This window comes from Thauera sp., from assembly GCF_035444905.1.
In the GTDB taxonomy this organism is placed as follows: Bacteria; Pseudomonadota; Gammaproteobacteria; order Burkholderiales; family Rhodocyclaceae; genus Thauera.
In genome coordinates, this window is the sequence record NZ_DAOMPS010000031.1 from 16,189 (window position 1) to 32,907 (window position 16,719).

14 protein-coding genes are annotated in these 16,719 nt (G+C 67.5%); 11 read left to right on the plus strand and 3 right to left on the minus strand.

Features of this window, described 5'->3' with window-relative positions:
* Window positions 1–70 precede the first annotated feature (70 nt).
* A complete protein-coding gene (locus PLC66_RS13965; protein WP_503012214.1) occupies window positions 71–928 on the plus strand; it encodes a cache domain-containing protein in 858 nt (285 codons plus the stop codon).
* 75 nt (window positions 929–1,003) lie between these two features.
* Here PLC66_RS13965 and PLC66_RS13970 read toward each other — a convergent pair whose 3' ends face one another.
* Together PLC66_RS13970 and pedF are read right to left on the minus strand one after the other, a co-directional pair.
* Window positions 1,004–1,855 (minus strand): substrate-binding periplasmic protein, encoded by an 852-nt coding sequence (locus tag PLC66_RS13970; protein ID WP_324541431.1) that lies wholly within the window; start codon window positions 1,853–1,855, stop codon window positions 1,004–1,006.
* Entirely contained in the window at window positions 1,842–2,291 is a 450-nt protein-coding gene (gene pedF, locus PLC66_RS13975; protein WP_324541433.1) for a cytochrome c-550 PedF, read from the minus strand. The genes PLC66_RS13970 and pedF overlap by 14 nt, the downstream gene beginning before the upstream one ends.
* A gap of 299 nt (window positions 2,292–2,590) precedes the next feature.
* On the opposite strand from pedF, the gene PLC66_RS13980 reads away from it, so the two are divergent.
* The 8 genes from PLC66_RS13980 to PLC66_RS14015 all read left to right on the plus strand — a co-directional run bounded on the left by PLC66_RS13980 (window position 2,591) and on the right by PLC66_RS14015 (window position 10,579).
* Window positions 2,591–4,681, plus strand: coding sequence for a sigma-54-dependent Fis family transcriptional regulator (locus tag PLC66_RS13980; RefSeq protein ID WP_324541435.1), 2,091 nt, complete (start codon window positions 2,591–2,593; stop codon window positions 4,679–4,681).
* A gap of 67 nt (window positions 4,682–4,748) precedes the next feature.
* The gene (locus tag PLC66_RS13985; protein ID WP_324541437.1) at window positions 4,749–5,228 is read left to right on the plus strand and encodes a 4Fe-4S dicluster domain-containing protein; all 480 of its coding nucleotides are present in this window, start codon (window positions 4,749–4,751) and stop codon (window positions 5,226–5,228) included.
* A gap of 12 nt (window positions 5,229–5,240) precedes the next feature.
* Window positions 5,241–7,088, plus strand: coding sequence for an aldehyde ferredoxin oxidoreductase family protein (locus PLC66_RS13990; protein WP_324541439.1), 1,848 nt, complete (start codon window positions 5,241–5,243; stop codon window positions 7,086–7,088).
* 59 nt (window positions 7,089–7,147) lie between these two features.
* On the plus strand, window positions 7,148–8,440 hold the full coding sequence (locus PLC66_RS13995) for an NAD(P)/FAD-dependent oxidoreductase (RefSeq protein WP_324541441.1): 1,293 nt from the start codon (window positions 7,148–7,150) through the stop codon (window positions 8,438–8,440).
* A 21-nt stretch (window positions 8,441–8,461) separates the two neighbouring features.
* On the plus strand, window positions 8,462–8,719 hold the full coding sequence (thiS, locus tag PLC66_RS14000; protein ID WP_324541443.1) for a sulfur carrier protein ThiS: 258 nt from the start codon (window positions 8,462–8,464) through the stop codon (window positions 8,717–8,719).
* 3 nt (window positions 8,720–8,722) lie between these two features.
* Window positions 8,723–9,031, plus strand: a complete 309-nt coding sequence (locus PLC66_RS14005) for a hypothetical protein (RefSeq protein WP_324541445.1) — start codon at window positions 8,723–8,725, stop codon at window positions 9,029–9,031.
* Window positions 9,032–9,131: 100 nt separating this feature from the next.
* Window positions 9,132–9,836 (plus strand): ABC transporter permease, encoded by a 705-nt coding sequence (locus PLC66_RS14010; RefSeq protein WP_324541447.1) that lies wholly within the window; start codon window positions 9,132–9,134, stop codon window positions 9,834–9,836.
* A gap of 8 nt (window positions 9,837–9,844) precedes the next feature.
* Window positions 9,845–10,579, plus strand: a complete 735-nt coding sequence (locus PLC66_RS14015) for an ABC transporter ATP-binding protein (protein WP_324541449.1) — start codon at window positions 9,845–9,847, stop codon at window positions 10,577–10,579.
* Between the two features lie 85 nt (window positions 10,580–10,664).
* On the opposite strand, the gene PLC66_RS14020 is transcribed toward PLC66_RS14015, so the two are convergent.
* Entirely contained in the window at window positions 10,665–11,198 is a 534-nt protein-coding gene (locus PLC66_RS14020; RefSeq protein WP_503012215.1) for a chromate transporter, read from the minus strand.
* Between the two features lie 180 nt (window positions 11,199–11,378).
* Here PLC66_RS14020 and putP point away from each other — a divergent pair, with 180 nt between their 5' ends.
* Entirely contained in the window at window positions 11,379–12,869 is a 1,491-nt protein-coding gene (gene putP / locus PLC66_RS14025; RefSeq protein WP_324541451.1) for a sodium/proline symporter PutP, read from the plus strand.
* 134 nt (window positions 12,870–13,003) lie between these two features.
* Window positions 13,004–16,669 (plus strand): bifunctional proline dehydrogenase/L-glutamate gamma-semialdehyde dehydrogenase PutA, encoded by a 3,666-nt coding sequence (putA, locus tag PLC66_RS14030; RefSeq protein ID WP_324541453.1) that lies wholly within the window; start codon window positions 13,004–13,006, stop codon window positions 16,667–16,669.
* The last annotated feature ends 50 nt before the right edge of the window (window positions 16,670–16,719 follow it).

Sequence of the window (16,719 nt, forward strand, 5' to 3'; positions counted from 1 at the left end):
GAGGCCGCCGTGATTGCCCGCCGCAGCCGTTCCGATCCAGTCGTTTTTCAACATGCAAGGAGTTGCACAGATGAAGCATCCCTCAATGTCCCGTGTCGCCGTGGCCCTGCTGCTCGCCGCCGGCACCGCGCTGTCCGCCCAAGCCGGCGAGCGCGCCACCCCGCGCGAGGCGCGCGCGCTGTTCGAGCAGGCGGTGGGCTATATGGAGCAGAACGGCGCCGAGTCCGCCTTTGCCGCCTTCAATGACCGAAAGGGCAAGTTCGTGCGCAAGGACCTTTACGTCTTCGTGATCGACGACAAGGGGGTCTATCACGCCAGTGGCGCGGCGCCCGAAGCCCTGGTCGGCCTCACCGTGCTCAACACCACCGATGCCGCCGGCAATGCGCTGTTCCGCGAGATGATCGACACCACCCGGGTGAACCCGGAGGGCACGGTGCGCTACATGTGGCTGAACCGGGTGACGAACAAGGTCGAGCCCAAGGTCAGCTATGTGCGCAAGGTCGGCAACTATGTGGTGGGCGTGGGCTACTCTGCGCCGCGTGCCGGCGCCGACGACGCGCGCGCCATGCTCGACCGGGCGATGACGCTGGCGCGCGAGCAGGGCCACGCACGCGCGGCCGCGGCCTTCAACGATCGTCGCGGCGACTTCGTCAAGGACGACCTCTACGTGTTCATGATCAACATGGACAGCGGCCGCTTCGAGGCGATGGGCATGAACCCGGCGCTGTCCGACACCGATGCGCTCGGCCTGCACGACGCCGCCGGCAATGCGCTGGTCGCCGAGATGATCGCCAAGCTCAACCACGCCGACGAGGCCACGGTGGATTACGTGTGGCGCAACCCGGTCACCAACGCCGTCGAGAACAAGCGCTCCTACGTGCGCCGTGAAGGCCGTTCGCTGATTGGCGTCGGCCATTACGTGGAGTAACAGGAAGCACATGCTCCGCTGCGGAACAGTTGTTCCGCAGCGGAGCATCCGGCCGTTGGTGGCGCTGGAAAGGGCTTAAGGCAGACGGTGGCTGAGGCCGTGGTCGGCGAAGATCTTCGCCAATGCGCCGGAGCGCTGGAGCTCGGAGAGGGCGTTCGACAAGGCATCGGCGAGCCTGTCGCTATCCTTTCTCACCGCCATGCCCAGCGGCCACGGCCGGATGCGCAGCTCGGGCATGGACAGGGGGTCGAGGGCAATGTCGGTGCCGCCCCCGATCGCGCCCTCGAGCTCGGTCCGCGTGCCCATGGCGGCTGCGATGTCGCCGCGGCGCATGGCCTCCACCGCGGCGGCCAGGCTGGGGAAGTGCACGATGTTGGGCTTGAGCCGGCCGTCCAGGATGTGGAGCAGGAAGTCGCTCGAATGGGTGTCGAGTTCGACGCCGATCTTCTCGGTGGTGAAGGCCTCGAAGGACTCGGCCACCGAGTTCGAGGGCTGCGGGACGCGCTCGGGCAGGCGCGCAATTGCCAGCGTCTCGAGGTGGTAGGGGGCGAAGATGCGCACCTGCGGGTTGACCGAGGCAAAGTGCGTATCCACCGGCACGTGCAGCATCACGTCGCCGGGCTTGGTGCCCAGGTAGTGGCCCCGCCACACCATGTTGCGCAGGTCGTCCTTCATGTCCTCGTCGGCCGGGAACTCGACGATCTGCGGCTGCAGCCCGAGGTGTTCGGCCAGCGCGCGGCCGAGCGCCACGTCCACGCCCTTGCCGGCTGCCGAGTAGGGCGGAAAGTTGGCATACACCGCCACCCGCAGGGTGCCGGGCTGCTGCAGTTCGAGTTCTGCGGCCGCCGCGGTGGCGGACGGGATCAGGCCCGCGAGGGCCAGGGCCCCCGCGGCGCGCAGAAAGCGGCGTCGCTCATTGCTGTTCATAAACCGTCTCCAGCCAGGCGCGGATGGCCCACATGGCTTCCTGCGACAGGATGCCCTCGAACGGCGGCATGTACACCGCGCCATTGCGCGTCACGCCGTTGCGCACCTTGCCGATGAAGAACTCGTCCATGTAGTCGTCGTGCTCCAGGTAGCGCAGGTCGGGGGCGATGCCGCCCGAGACCGCGCCCAGGCCATGGCAGCGCGCACAGTTCTGGTTGAAGGCCGAGTCGCCGATGCGGATGGCGTCGGCGTTGCCACGGTAGGGGTTCGTCTCGACCCATTGCTCGCCCAGTTGCGGCAAGGTGCTGGTGTCGACTGCCTGCGGCACGACGTCGCCGTGGGCATGCACCAGCGTGGCGGCAGCGATCAGGCTCAGGCCGGCCGTACCCAGGGCAAAGCGGCCAAACAGTGTCTCCTTCAAGGTTCTCGTCTTCACCTTGTCTATCCTCGTGTGTGGTTGCATCGGGTCATGAATGCCGGCGATTCCGGACAAGCTTGTCACTGCAATCGCCGTGCCAGAGATTGAGGAGCTGTCTGCAGGGTCCGCTGTCTGCGGGCTTGGGTGGACGCCCTTTACCGCAAGCGACTGGCAGGCTTCCTGCTTGCGTTTCGGTCTGCGGAGCAGCGCATTTGTTTCGATCCGAATCAAGTGCTACGTTTCGAACCGAAGCAAAAGAATCGATGGCAAGCCCGCAGACCCAGGTCGCGAGGCAGCCCGGAGGAGACATGGAGACAATGGAGACAATGGAGCATGCACTGGCGGCGCCAGCGGCGCGCGAGTATCGGCTTCGACAGGCGCGCAGCCAGTTCTTCGGCGAAGGCATTCATCCGGAGGAGGGCGTTCCGGCCCAGATCCTGGCGTCGTGGATGCGTTGCCGCGAGCTCGGGCTGGACAGCTCGAGCCGTGAAGTGCGGGATCACGCCGAGCGGGCGCGCCTGTCCGAGGCGCGCGAACGCAGTGCACGGCTGGTCGAGCACGCCAGCGGGGTGATGGAGCATGTGTTCGAGCAGATTCGCGCCTCGGGCAGCCTGGTGATCCTGTCGGACCCGAAGGGCACGATCATCCATAGCCTGGGTGACGCGGAGTTCGTCGATCGTGCCAACCGTGTCGCCCTGCAGCCGGGAGCGTGCTGGAGCGAGGAGGCGCGCGGCACCAATGCCATCGGCACCACGATCGCCGCGCGTTTGCCGACCGTGGTGCTGGGGCAGGAGCACTTCCTCGAGCACAACGGTTTCCTGTCCTGTACCGCGGCGCCGATTCTCGATTCGCGCGGCGAGCTCGCCGGCGTGCTCGACGTTTCGTGCGACCAGCGCGTCCACCAGCGGCATTCGCTCGGCCTCGTGCGCCTGTCGGTGCAGCTGATCGAGAAGCGCCTGTTCGAGACCGAGTTCGCCAACGAGATCCTCGTCGCCTTCCATGAACGCCCCGAGTACGTCGGCAGCCTGCAGGAGGGGCTCATCGCGGTCACCCCGGAGGGCATCGTGGTCGGGGCGAACACGATCGCGCGCGAGTGGATGCAGCGCCGCCAGGAGGTGGGCGGCGGCTGCTCCTTCGCCGAGCTCTTCCGCCAGGGCCTGGGGCGGATTGCCGACCGGATGCGCAGCTCGGGCGATGCGTTGATCCGCCTCAATCTGCGCGACGGATCGGACCTCTACCTGCAGCTGCGCTCGCTGCGCCCGCGGATCCACAGCAGGGCCGACGCGCCGCCCGCGGTGCTCGAGCCCGCGCGTCCGGCGCGCGTGGCCGGGCAGGGGGCGGGCACCGCCGGCGGGCGGGCCAGGATCGTGCTCGACACGCTGGCCACGGGCGACGCCGGCATTGCGCGCGCGGTCGACCGGGCGCGGCGCATCCTCGGCAAGGACATCCCGCTGCTGATCCAGGGCGAGTCGGGCGTCGGCAAGGAGCTGTTCGCCAATGCCTTCCACAACAGCGGCCCGCGCGCCGACAAGCCCTTCGTGGCGCTCAACTGCGCGGCAGTGCCCGAGACGCTGATCGAGTCCGAACTCTTCGGCTATGTCGGCGGCGCCTTCACCGGGGCGCGCAAGGAAGGCTCGATCGGCAAGATCCAGCAGGCCCACGGCGGCACGCTGTTTCTCGACGAGATCGGTGACATGCCGCTCGGTATGCAGGCGAGACTGCTGCGCGTGCTGCAGGAGCGCTGTGTGACGCCGGTCGGCTCGCTCAAGTCGATTCCGGTCGACATCTCGCTCGTGTGTGCCACGCACCGTGTGCTGCGAGACTCGGTGGCCCGCGGCGAGTTTCGCGAGGATCTGTACTACCGCGTCAACAGCCTCACGATCTGCCTGCCGCCGCTGCGACAGCGCAGCGACATCCGCTGCATTGTCGAGCGCATTCTCAAGCTCGAGGCGGCGGATGCCGGGCTCGGCGGGCTGCGCATCGGCGATGAGGTGATGCACTTCATCGAGCGCCATGCCTGGCCGGGCAATGTGCGCCAGTTGCACAACGTGATCCGTGTCGCGGTGGCGCTGCTGGACGAGGGTGAGGACGAGATCCGTCCCTGTCACCTGCCGGAAGACCTGTTCATGGCCGATGAGGCCGACGAGCGGACCCGTGAGGAGGCCCCCACTGCTGCGCCGCTCGAGCGGACGCCACCGCGCGCGCTGGATCTGCCCGATGCGCTTGCGCCCGCCGTGCCCGGTGGGCGTCGGCTGGATCAGCTCGAAGTCGAATTGATCGAACGCGTGATGCGCGAGGTGGGCGGCAACCTTTCGGCGGCCGCGCGTTACCTCGGCGTCAGTCGCAACCGGCTTTACCGCAAGCTCGGGCGGGTCCCGCCCGCGCAAGACGGAAAAGAGGAGGTGTAAGGGAACACTTCTTGCTAGTTGAAACCTGCTTTTCCCCAAGTACAACTGGAAAATGAGGAGACGATCGATGTGGAAAGCACTGCACATTGATCCCGCGAAGTGCACCGGCTGTCTGCAATGCGAGATGGCCTGTTCGTACGAGCACACCGGGGTCATCAATCCGAGCAAGTCGCGCATCAAGGTGTTCAATTTCGAGCACGAGGGCCGCAAGGTGCCCTACACCTGTACGCAGTGCACCGAGGCGTGGTGTCTGAACGCCTGCCCGGTGGACGCGATCCGCATCGATCTCAAGACCGGCGCCAAGATGGTGTTCGACGACACCTGCGTCGGCTGCAAGGTGTGCACGATCGCCTGCCCCTTCGGCACCATCAATTACAACCAGGAATCCGGCAAGGTTCAGAAGTGCGACCTGTGCGAGGGTAACCCCGCCTGCGCGAGCGCCTGTCCGACCGGCGCCATCACCTATGTCGACGCCGACTGGACCGGCATCGACAAGATGCGCGCCTGGGCCGCGAAGGCCAATACCCCGGCTTCGGCCGCTGCCTGAGGAGGACACGTCATGGGTTGGAATAGAAAAGTCCTGAGGGTGAACCTCACGGCCGGTACCTGCACGGTGGAGCCGCTCAACATGCAGTGGGCCGACGAGTATCTCGGCTCGCGCGGGCTGGCAACCAAATACCTGGTGTCCGAGATCGACCCCAAGGTCGATCCGCTGTCGCCCGACAACAAGATGATCATGGCCACGGGCCCCTTGACCGGCACCATGGCCTCGACCGGCGGCCGCTACACCGTGGTCACCAAGGGCCCGCTGACCGGCGCCATCGCCTGTTCGAACTCGGGCGGCTTCTTTGGCGCCGAGATGAAGTTCGCCGGCTGGGACATGGTGATCTTCGAGGGCCGCTCGGAAAAGCCAGTGTGGCTCTACATCGAGAACGACAAGGCCGAGCTGCGCGATGCCGCCGGCCTGTGGGGCAAGAGCTGCTGGGAGACCGAGGAGCACATCAAGGACGAACTGCAGGACCCGCTGGTGCGCATCTCCTCGATCGGCGTCGCCGGCGAGAAGCAGGTGCTGTACGCCTGCGTGGTCAATGACCTGCATCGCGCCGCCGGGCGTTCGGGCGTGGGCGCGGTGATGGGCTCGAAGAACCTCAAGGCCGTCGCCATCCGTGGCACCAAGGGCGTGTCCGGCATCAAGGACTTCGGTGCCTTCCTCAAGGCCACCAATGACGCCAAGAAGGTGCTCGCCGACAACGCGGTCACCGGCCAGGGCCTGCCCAAGTACGGCACCCAGGTGCTGATGAACGTGATCAACGAGATCGGCGCGCTGCCCACCCGCAACCACCGCGACGTGCAGTTCGAGGATGCGTCCAAGATCTCCGCCGAGGCCATGCACGAGAAGCGCGCCTCCGACGGCAAGACGCACCTGGTGACCAACGCCGCCTGCTTCGGCTGCACCATCGCCTGTGGCCGCATCTCGGAGATCGACAAGGGCCACTTCACCGTCAAGAACAGCCCGAAGTACTGGGGCGCCTCCGGCGGACTCGAGTACGAGGCCGCCTGGGCGCTCGGCGCGGCCAATGGCGTGGGCGACCTCGAGGCGCTGCAGTACGCCAACCTGATCTGCAACGAGCAGGGCATGGACCCGATCTCCTTCGGCGCCACCGTCGGCGCGGCGATGGAGCTCTACGAGCTGGGCATCCTCAACGACGAGAAGATCGGCATGGCGGCACCTTTCGGCTCGGCCGAGGCGCTGGCGAAGATGGTCGAGATGACGGCGGTGGGCGAGGGCTTCGGCAAGGAGCTCGGCCTGGGCAGCAAGCGCCTGTGCGAGAAGTACGGCCGGCCCGAGCTGTCGATGAGCGTCAAGGGCCAGGAGTTCCCGGCCTACGACTCGCGCGGCATCCAGGGCATGGGCCTGGCCTACGCCACCTCCAACCGCGGCGCCTGCCACCTGCGCGGTTACACCGTGGCGTCCGAAGTGCTGGGCATCCCGGTCAAGACCGACCCGCTCACCACCGACGGCAAGCCCGAGCTGGTGAAGGCCTTCCAGGACGCCACCGCGGTGTTCGACTCGGCCGGCATCTGCGTATTCACCAGCTTTGCGTGGACCCTGGCCGACGTGCAGCCGCAGGTGGCCGCCGCCTGCGAGGGCGACTGGAGCATGGAGAAGCTGAACGAGGTCGGCGAGCGCATCTGGAACATGGAGCGCATGTTCAACAACGCCGCCGGCTTCACCGCCAAGGACGACAACCTGCCGCCGCGCCTGACCCAGGAACCGGCCAAGACCGGCCCGGCCAAGGGCCTGGTCAATGGCCTGGCGAAGATGCTGCCGGAGTACTACCAGGTGCGTGGCTGGACGCCCGAGGGGCAGCCGACCGAAGCCACCCGGGCACGTCTGGGCCTGTAGTGGCATAAGCCTGAGCGGGCGCCCTGCGGGGCGCCCGCCTTCCGTTCGAGGACGTTCCAATGAAACACCTGATTCTCGGCAACGGCCCCGCGGGTGTCGTTGCCGCCGAGACGCTGCGCAAGGCCGCGCCGGCCGATGACATCCTGATGGTCGGCCACGAGGATGCGCCGCCCTATTCGCGCATGGCCATTCCCTATCTGCTGGAGGAGAACATCGACGAGTCGGGCACCTGGCTGCGCAAGGGCGCCGACCACTTCGAGCGCCTGCGCATCCGCCAGATGCGCGGTCGCGCGGTCGCGCTCAACACCGACAAGCGCACCGTGCTGTTCGACGACGGCCACTTCGAGGACTACGACCGCCTGCTGATCGCCACCGGCTCTCACCCGGTGCGTCCGCCGATCCCCGGCGTCGACCTGCCCGAGGTGCAGACCTGCTGGACCCTGGCCGATGCGCGCGCGATCGCTGCGCATGCAAAGCCCGGTGCGCGCGTGCTGCAATTGGGCGCCGGCTTCATCGGCTGCATCATCATGGAGGCGCTGGCCAAGCGCGGTGTGCAACTCACCGTGGTGGAGATGGGCGACCGCATGGTGCCGCGCATGATGACGCCCAAGGCCGGCGGCATGATCAAGCGCTGGGTCGAGGAGAAGGGCATTCGGGTGCTGACCTCGGCCGGCGTGCAGCGCATCGACCGTGGCAGCGAGGCGGGCAGCAGCGCGCCGCTGGCGGTGACGCTGTCGACCGGCGACCGGCTCGACTGCGACCTCGTCATCGTTGCCGCAGGGGTGGCGCCGAACATCGGCTTCCTGGAGGAAACCCCGGTCCATGTCGCCAAAGGGGTGCTGGTGGACGACCGCATGGAGACCAGCGTGCCCGGCATCTTTGCCGCGGGTGACGTGGCCGAGGCGCCGGATCTGTTCACCGGCGCCCACCTGGTTGCTGCCATCCAGCCCAACGCCGCCGACCAGGCGCGCATTGCGGCGATGAACATGGCGCGCGGCGGTGCCGGTGGCGACACCCGGCTCAACGGCGTGCTGGCGATCAACGTGCTCGACACGCTGGGGCTGATCTCGTCGTCCTTCGGCCAGTGGTGGGGCGAGAAGCCGGAGCAGGGCGGCGCGGGCGTCGAGCTGGTCGACGAGGCGCGCTATCGCTATCTCAGCCTGCAGTTCAAGGACGACGTGCTGATCGGCGCCACCTCCATCGGTCTGACCCAGCATGTCGGGGCCTTGCGCGGCCTCATCCACGGCCGGGTCAAGCTGGGCGAGTGGAAGGATCGTCTGCTGCAGACGCCCCTGGCCTTCGTCGATGCCTACGTCGCGCGCAGCCAGCAGCCGATGGCGCTGGCGCGCTGAGGGGGCGAATTGGAGACCCGCGTGACGATCCGTATCGCCTTCAAGCTCTTCGCCTCGCTTTCCGACTACCTGCCCGATGGCCACCGCGGCAACCGGCTGGAGCTCGAGGTGGACGAGGGCACGACGGTGGCGGACATGATTCACCGCTACCGCGTGCCCGAACGCAGCGCCCATCTGGTGCTGGTCAACGGCCACTTCGTGCCACCCTCGGAGCGGCCGAAGCGCCGCCTGAAGGACGGCGACGAGCTCGCCATCTGGCCGCCGATCGCCGGCGGCTGAACGGTGGCCTTCATCAACGGTCCGGTGCCCGAGTCCCTGGTGCGCCGGGTCACTGCCACGCCGCGCGAGTTCGAGCGCGACCTGCGCCAGGCCTGGCCGGCGGTGCAGGGCAGTGCCGAGGCACGGCGCTTCGACCTGCAGGACGGCGCGCAAGATCTCGTCATCGACATCGAAGCGGCCGGGGTGCGCCGGCTCGGCTTGTTCGAGCTGCCGCAACTGGATGTGCACTACCGCTTCGGCCCCGGCGATGAAGCCGCGCGCCGCGCGCTGCTGGCACGACTGGACCGCGCGATGCAGAAGGGCGGAGGCTGAGCGCCGCTCGAGTGCCCCACTGCTGCGCCAACGCCTTGCGCGCTGCGTCCTCGCCTTGCGCGCTGCGGCTCGCGCAGCGTTTCCGGTATGCTCCCCGCCGATGTCCGCCTTCGCTGCCACCTTTTCCGAAGCCGTCGCCCTGCTTGCCACCTTCGACCACACGGTGGCCGAGATCGTGGTGCTGTCGCTGCAGGTCAGCGGTGGCGCGGTGCTGCTGGGGACACTGATCGGGCTGCCGCTCGGTGCCTGCATCGCGGTGGGGCGCTTTCCGGGCAAGACCACGCTGTCGGTCCTCATCAACGGCCTGATGGGTCTGCCCTCGGTGGTCGTCGGGGTGGTGGTGTACCTGCTGCTGTCGCGCTCGGGGCCGTTCGGCGCCTTCGGCCTGCTGTACACGCCGCTGGCGATGATCATCGCGCAGACCCTGCTGGTGATTCCGCTGATGGCGGCGATCACGCGCCAGGTGGTGGAGGACGTGTGGCAGCGCTATGCTGAGGAGTTGCAGCTGATGCGCTTTTCGTGGTGGGACAGCGTCACCACGCTGCTCTACGACTGCCGCCATTCCCTGCTGGTGGCGGTGCTGGCAGGCCTGGGGCGGGCGATGAGCGAGGTCGGCGCGGTGATGATCGTGGGCGGCAACATCGACCGCGCCACCCGCGTGATGACCACCGCGATCGCGCTCGAGACCAGCAAGGGCGATCTGCCGCTCGCGATCGCGCTCGGACTCGTGCTCATCGTCCTCATCCTCGCGCTCAATGCGCTGGCCTTTGGGCTGCGCCATTGGGCGATGCGGCGCTACGGCTGAGGCGGACGATGGCGATCTTTCCGCTGCGGCTCCGCGACCTGCGTTACCAGCCCAATGGCCGCGCGGTGCTGGCCGGCATCGACCTCGAACTGGGCGACGAGGGCATCACCCTGGTGCTGGGGCCCAATGGGGCGGGCAAGAGCGTGCTGCTGCGGGTGATCTGCGGCCTCGTCGAGCCCAGTGCGGGCAGCATGGCCTGGGGCGACGAGGGCGCGCGCCGGCCGGCGCAGGGCGTGATGATGGTGTTTCAGCGGCCGATGATGCTGCGCGCCTCGGTGCTGCACAACGCGGCGCTCGGCCTGAGGCCTTTCGGGCTGTCGCGGCGCGAGCGCGCGCGATGTGCGATGACGATGCTCGAGCGTGTCGGCCTCGCCGACCGCGCCGACGACAGCGCGCACCAGCTCTCCGGCGGCGAGCAGCAACGCCTCGCGCTTGCCCGCGCCTGGCTCACTCGGCCGCGCCTGCTGCTGCTCGATGAGCCGACCGCGAGCCTCGATCCGTCCGCGAGTGCCGAGGTCGAGCGCATCATCCGCGAGATCCGCACCGACGGCACGCGCATCCTGATGGTGACCCACAACCTCGGTCAGGCGACCCGCCTAGGTGACGACATCGTCTTCATGTCCGCTGGCCGGGTGTGCGAACACACGCCGGTACAGCGCTTCTTTTCGCGCCCGCAGTCGGACGAGGCGCGACTCTTCATCCAGGGAGAACTGCCCTGGCGCATGCGTTTTCCGAGTCCCTGAGGCGCAGCCCGATGCGCGCTGTGCGCGGGGCGCGGTGTCGCAATGCCGCGGCGATGCCAAGGCCGAAGAGGGCTTCGTCAGGGTCTTACAGCACCGTGCTCAACAAGCCGCCCGCGACGCCGCTGCCGACCACCACCAGCCACGGCGGCAGCTTCCAGAACATCAGCGCAACCAGCGCCACGAGGGCCAGGCCGAAGTCTTGCGGCGAGTGGATCGCGCTCGTCCATACCGGTTGATAGAGGGCCGCCAGCAGCAGGCCGACCACGGCCGCATTGACGCCCAGCAGGGCCGCTTGCGGGCGGCCGTGCGGCCGCGTGGCAATCGGCAAGGGCTCGTGCGCTGCCCCCTGCTGAGGCTTGAACAGCAGCAGGCCAAGGATTGCGGCAAGGGCGATGACGCCCACCTGGCTCCATGCGGACGGCACCAGCACCACAAGGCAGGTCGCCGCCGCCATCAGGGTGATGCGCGGTGCGTCTGGACAGAGATTGCGCGCCATCTCCCATACCGCTTGCGCGACCACCGCCACCACCTTCAGGCCGTGCAGCACGTCAGAGGGCATCGTATCGCCGGAGCTGGCGATGCCCAGCGCAAACTGGATCAGCGCAATCGCAGACGGCAGCGTGAATCCGGCCTACGTGTCTTGAGGTCAGGCAGTACGCGGGCAGAGTGATCGAGATTCGTATACGGAATACGACAAAAGGATGCGACCTTGAGGGCTGCCGTTTCACCGCCTATCCTTCAGAGAAGTCGCGGGAACCTGTCAGTGGTGGTTCCGTCCTGGAGCGACTGGAGAATTCTCATGGCCATCGGTATCTGGATCAGTCTTCTTGCGTACTTTGCGCTCATGATCGTCATCGGCTTCTATGCGATGGGCAAATCGACGTCTTCGTCCGAAGACTACATGCTGGCGGGCCGAGGCCTCAGTCCGCAGGTGGCGGCCCTGTCGGCAGGCGCGTCGGACATGAGTGGATGGCTGCTGCTGGGTTTGCCCGGGGCGCTGTTCGTATCGGGTCTGGCTTCGGCCTGGATCGGTATCGGTCTGCTGGTGGGGGCGTACTTCAACTGGCTGCTGGTCGCACCCCGCCTTCGCGAGCAGACGGTTCACTATGGCAATGCGATCACCATTCCGGAATTCCTGGCGAACCGGTTCCCGACCCGGGCAATGTCGATCAGGCCGGTCTCCGCGATCGTCATCGTCGTCTTCTTCGCGGTGTACACCGCGTCAGGCCTGGTTGCCGGCGGCAAACTGTTCGAGACGGCATTTTCCGGGATCTTCAACTTTGGCGGCTTGAGCGACTACGCCGTGGGTATCGTGATCACCCTGGGCGTGGTGCTGGCCTACACGGTTGTCGGTGGCTTTCTGGCCGTCAGCATGACGGACTTCGTGCAAGGCTGCATCATGATGCTGGCACTGGTCATCATGCCGGCGGTCGTTCTCTTTGGCGAAGGTGGCGGCGGTTTTGCCCAGGCGTCGCAGAACTTGAATCGAGTCGATCCCACGCTGCTTTCCTGGACGCAGGGGCTGACCTTCATCGGCTGGTTGTCTGCAGTGACCTGGGGCCTGGGCTATTTCGGCCAGCCGCACATCATCGTGCGCTTCATGGCCATCCGGGCGCTGAAGGATGTTCCAATCGCCCGCAACATCGGCATGAGCTGGATGCTCGTCTCCCTGGTCGGCGCAATCTCGGTGGGGATATTCGGCCGCGCCTATGCGATTCGCAATGGGATGGATGTCCAGGATCCGGAAACGATCTTCATCATTCTGGCGGATCTGCTGTTCCATCCGCTGATCACCGGTTTCCTCTACGCCGCACTGCTCGCCGCGATCATGAGTACCGTCTCCAGCCAACTGCTGGTGTCGTCATCGTCCCTGACCGAGGACTTCTATCGGCTGTTCCTGCGTAAGCAGGCGACGGACAGGGAGCGCGTGACCGTGGGCCGGATTTGTGTCGTGCTGGTCGGTCTGGTCGCCGCCGTCATTGCGTCCGATCCGAACTCCCAGGTCCTGGGGCTGGTCGGTAACGCATGGGCAGGCTTCGGTGCGGCGTTTGGCCCGCTCATCATCCTGTCGCTGATGTGGCCGCGCACCAACGGCACTGGCGCGATCGCGGGCATGCTCGTGGGTGCCGCCACCGTCATGATCTGGATTTCGCTGGGCTGGAACGGATCGTTCATGGGGGGGCCCGGGGTGTACGAGATCATTCCCGGATTCCTCGCATCCTTCATTGCGATCCTGGTGGTGAGCAGTCTTACCGCCGATGCCGGCGAATATCAGCACATCGAGCGCTGAAAGAAGCGCGCCTGCCGCACTTGTTCAAGCGGCTTCGAACAGACAGGGTGTTCACGTTCGCCCTGAGCTTGTAGGAGGGCAATGCCGGCTCGGGGCTTCGACGCCTTGTGTCGAGTGGCCAGGAGAGATCGAGCATGAACGAAGCGAACCTTCATCCGCAGCGCGAAATCGGCGAGCTCCGCTCGCGCATCCGCGACGACTGTTTCGCCGACGAGGCAGCGGTGCTGCGCAGGCTCGTCGACCGCATCAAGCTATCGGAGGAGGACCGCCGAAAGGTGGCCGCCGTCGGCGCCGGATTCGTGGAGCGCGTGCGCAAGGAAACCTCGCCTTCGATGATGGAGGCATTCCTCGCCGAGTACGGACTCTCCACTGCCGAGGGCGTCGGCCTGATGTGCCTGGCGGAGGCGCTGCTGCGTGTTCCCGATGCGGAAACCATCGACGACCTCATCCACGACAAAATCGAACCGTCCGACTGGGGCGCACACCTCGGCAAGTCCTCGTCGTCGCTGGTCAACGCTTCGACCTGGGCACTGATGCTGACCGGCAAGGTGCTGGATGACGACCCCAAGGGGCCGGTGCGGGCGCTGCGCGGCCTGGTGCGCCGTGTGGGCGAGCCGCTGGTGCGGACCGCGGTCGCCCAGTCGATGAAGATCCTCGGCCGCCAGTTCGTGCTCGGCCAGACCATCGAGGAGGGCATGAAGAACGCCCGGGAGCTCGAGAAGGACGGCTACACCTATTCCTATGACATGCTGGGCGAGGCGGCGCGGACCGATGAGGATGCCGTCCGCTACCACGCGGCCTACGCCAGGGCGATCACCGCGATCGCCGGCCAGGCCAAGGGTGAGGTGCGATCCAGCCCCGGCATCTCGGTGAAGCTGTCGGCCCTGCATCCGCGCTATGAATACACCCACCGCGACACGGTGATCGCGGAACTCGTCCCGCGCGCGCTGGACCTGGCGAAGCAGGCGGCCAAGGCCAACATCGGTTTCAACATCGACGCCGAGGAGCAGGACCGGCTGGAGCTCTCACTCGACGTGATCGAGGCGCTGCTGCCCGACCCCGCTCTCGCCCGCTGGGACGGATTCGGGATCGTGGTGCAGGCCTACGGGCGCCGAGCCGCAGCGGTGATCGAGGCGCTTTACGCCCTTGCCGAGCGGCTCGATCGCAAGATCATGGTGCGCCTGGTCAAAGGCGCCTACTGGGACAGCGAGATCAAACTGGCGCAGGAACTGGGCGTAGAGACTTTCCCGCTGTTTACCCGCAAGCTCAGCACCGATGTCAGCTACATGGCGTGCGCGCAGATGCTGCTCGATCGCCGTGACCGCATCTATCCACAGTTCGCGACCCACAATGCCCATACCTGCGCTGCGGTGCTGGCCATGGCCGGCAATAACAAGGACAGCTTCGAGTTCCAGCGCCTGCACGGCATGGGCGAATCGCTGCATCAGATCGTCAAGCAGTCGGAGGGGACGCGTTGCCGCATCTACGCGCCGGTCGGCGCGCACCGCGACCTGCTGGCCTATCTGGTGCGCCGTCTGCTGGAGAACGGAGCGAACTCCTCGTTCGTGAACCAGGTGGTGGACCCCGCCATTCCTCCCAGCGAGATCGCGCGCGACCCGGTGACCGACCTGCAGCGCCTGGGCGACGCCATCGCCAACCCCTCGATCAGCCCGCCCGGCGAGCTGTTCGCGCCCGAGCGCAAGAACTCCCGTGGCTATCGGATCAACGAACCCGCCTCGATCCTGCCGCTGCTGAAGGCGCGCGAGGCCTTCGCCGATACGACCTGGACCGCCGGGCCGATGCTGGCAGGCCGCCCGGCGCCGCGGGGGCCGGCGCGCGATGTCGTGTCTCCGGCCGACGGTTCGCGGGTCGTGGGCAAGGTGCATGAGGCGACGCCGGACGAGGTGGCGGCCGCCCTCGACGCCGCCGAGGAAGGCTATCGCGACTGGTCGGCGCGTCCGGCGGCGGAGCGGGCCGGGGTGCTGCGCCGCACCGCCGATCTCTATGAGGAACACGTCGCCGAGCTGATCGCGATCACCACGCGCGAGGCCGGCAAGACGCTGTCCGACAGCATCGCCGAGGTGCGCGAGGCGGTGGACTTCCTGCGCTACTACGCCAACGAGGGCGAACGGCTGGAGGCGGAAGAGACGGGTCGTGGCCGCGGCATCTTCGTCTGCATCAGCCCGTGGAACTTTCCCCTGGCCATCACCACAGGTCAGATCGCCGCGGCGCTGGTGGCCGGCAATGCCGTCCTCGCCAAGCCCGCGGAGCAGACGCCCCTGATTGCCGCCCGTGCCGTCGAGCTGATGCGCGAGGCCGGTCTGCCGGAGGCGGCACTGCAGCTGCTGCCCGGCGACGGGCCGACGGTAGGCGGGCCGCTGACCAGCGATCCGCGGATCGCGGGCGTGTGCTTTACCGGCTCGACCCCGGTGGCGCAGATCATCCACAAGGCCCTGGCGCAGAACGCGGGACCGGATGCGGTGCTGATCGCCGAGACCGGCGGACTGAATGCGATGATCGTGGACTCCACGGCGCTGACCGAGCAGGCGGTGCGCGACATCCTGATCTCGTCCTTCCAGTCGGCCGGCCAGCGGTGTTCGGCGCTCAGGATGCTTTACGTACAGGAAGAGGCGCGCGAGCGGCTGCTCGACATGCTCTACGGCGCCATGGACGCGCTCACCATCGGCGACCCCTGGGATACCGCCACCGACGTGTCGCCGGTGATCGATGCCGACGCCCGGAACGACATCAGCACCTATGTGGACGCGCAGGAAAAGGCCGGCACGGTGCTGAAGAAGCTGTCAGCGCCCGACGTCGGGACCTTCGTCACTCCCGCCGTGGTCCAGGTCGGGGGCATCGAGGATCTCGAGCGCGAGATCTTCGGCCCCGTCCTGCACGTGGCCAGCTTCAAGGCGCGAGACATCGACAAGGTGGTCGACGCGATCAATGCCAGGGGCTACGGGCTGACCTTCGGGCTGCATACCCGGATCGACGACCGCGTGCAGCAGATCGTCGAGCGTCTTCATGTCGGCAACGTCTACGTCAACCGCAGCCAGATCGGCGCCATCGTCGGCTCCCAGCCGTTCGGCGGCGAGGGCCTATCAGGCACCGGGCCCAAGGCCGGCGGCCCGCACTACGTCGCCCGCTTCCGCCGCATGGCCGCCGTCGAGCAGCACGACGCGCCGAAGGGGCGGGCCGTGCCACTCGGGGAGGTCCAGTCGGCCCTCGACGGGCTGGACGCAAGCAACTGGGCGGCGCGACCCGATCGCGTCGCGGTGCTGCGCAAGACGCTGAGCGGCAAGAGCGGCCTGATCCGCAAGGCGCTCAACGAGACCGCGGCCTTCGACATGACGCCGCAGACGCTTCCAGGGCCGACGGGGGAGAGCAACCGGCTGTCGCTGTATCCGAAGGGGCCCGTGCTCTGCCTCGGGCCTACCCCGGAGATCGCGCTTGCCCAGGCGGTGCAGGCCCTCGGTGCGGGCTGCGCCGCGGTGCTCGTCGCGCCGGACGCGAAGCAGTTCGTGCGCCCGCTGATCGATGCCGGGGCGCCGGTCGCCGCGCTCGACGGCGTCGTCGCCGCCGAGACGCTGGGCGCGGTCCGGGGGATCGCGGCGGTGGCCGCGGCTGGCGCCAGCGACTGGACTGGCGAGCTGCGCATCGCGCTCGCCAGGCGCGACGGCGCCATCGTGCCGCTCGAGACCCAGACCATCGCGCCGGAACGCTACGTGGTGGAACGCCATCTGTGCATCGACACCACCGCGGCGGGTGGCAACGCGAGCCTGCTGGCGACGGCGGGGTAGACGCCGCGTTGCCCGCAGGCTTCAGGCTCGACGGCTTGCCAGGTCGGGGG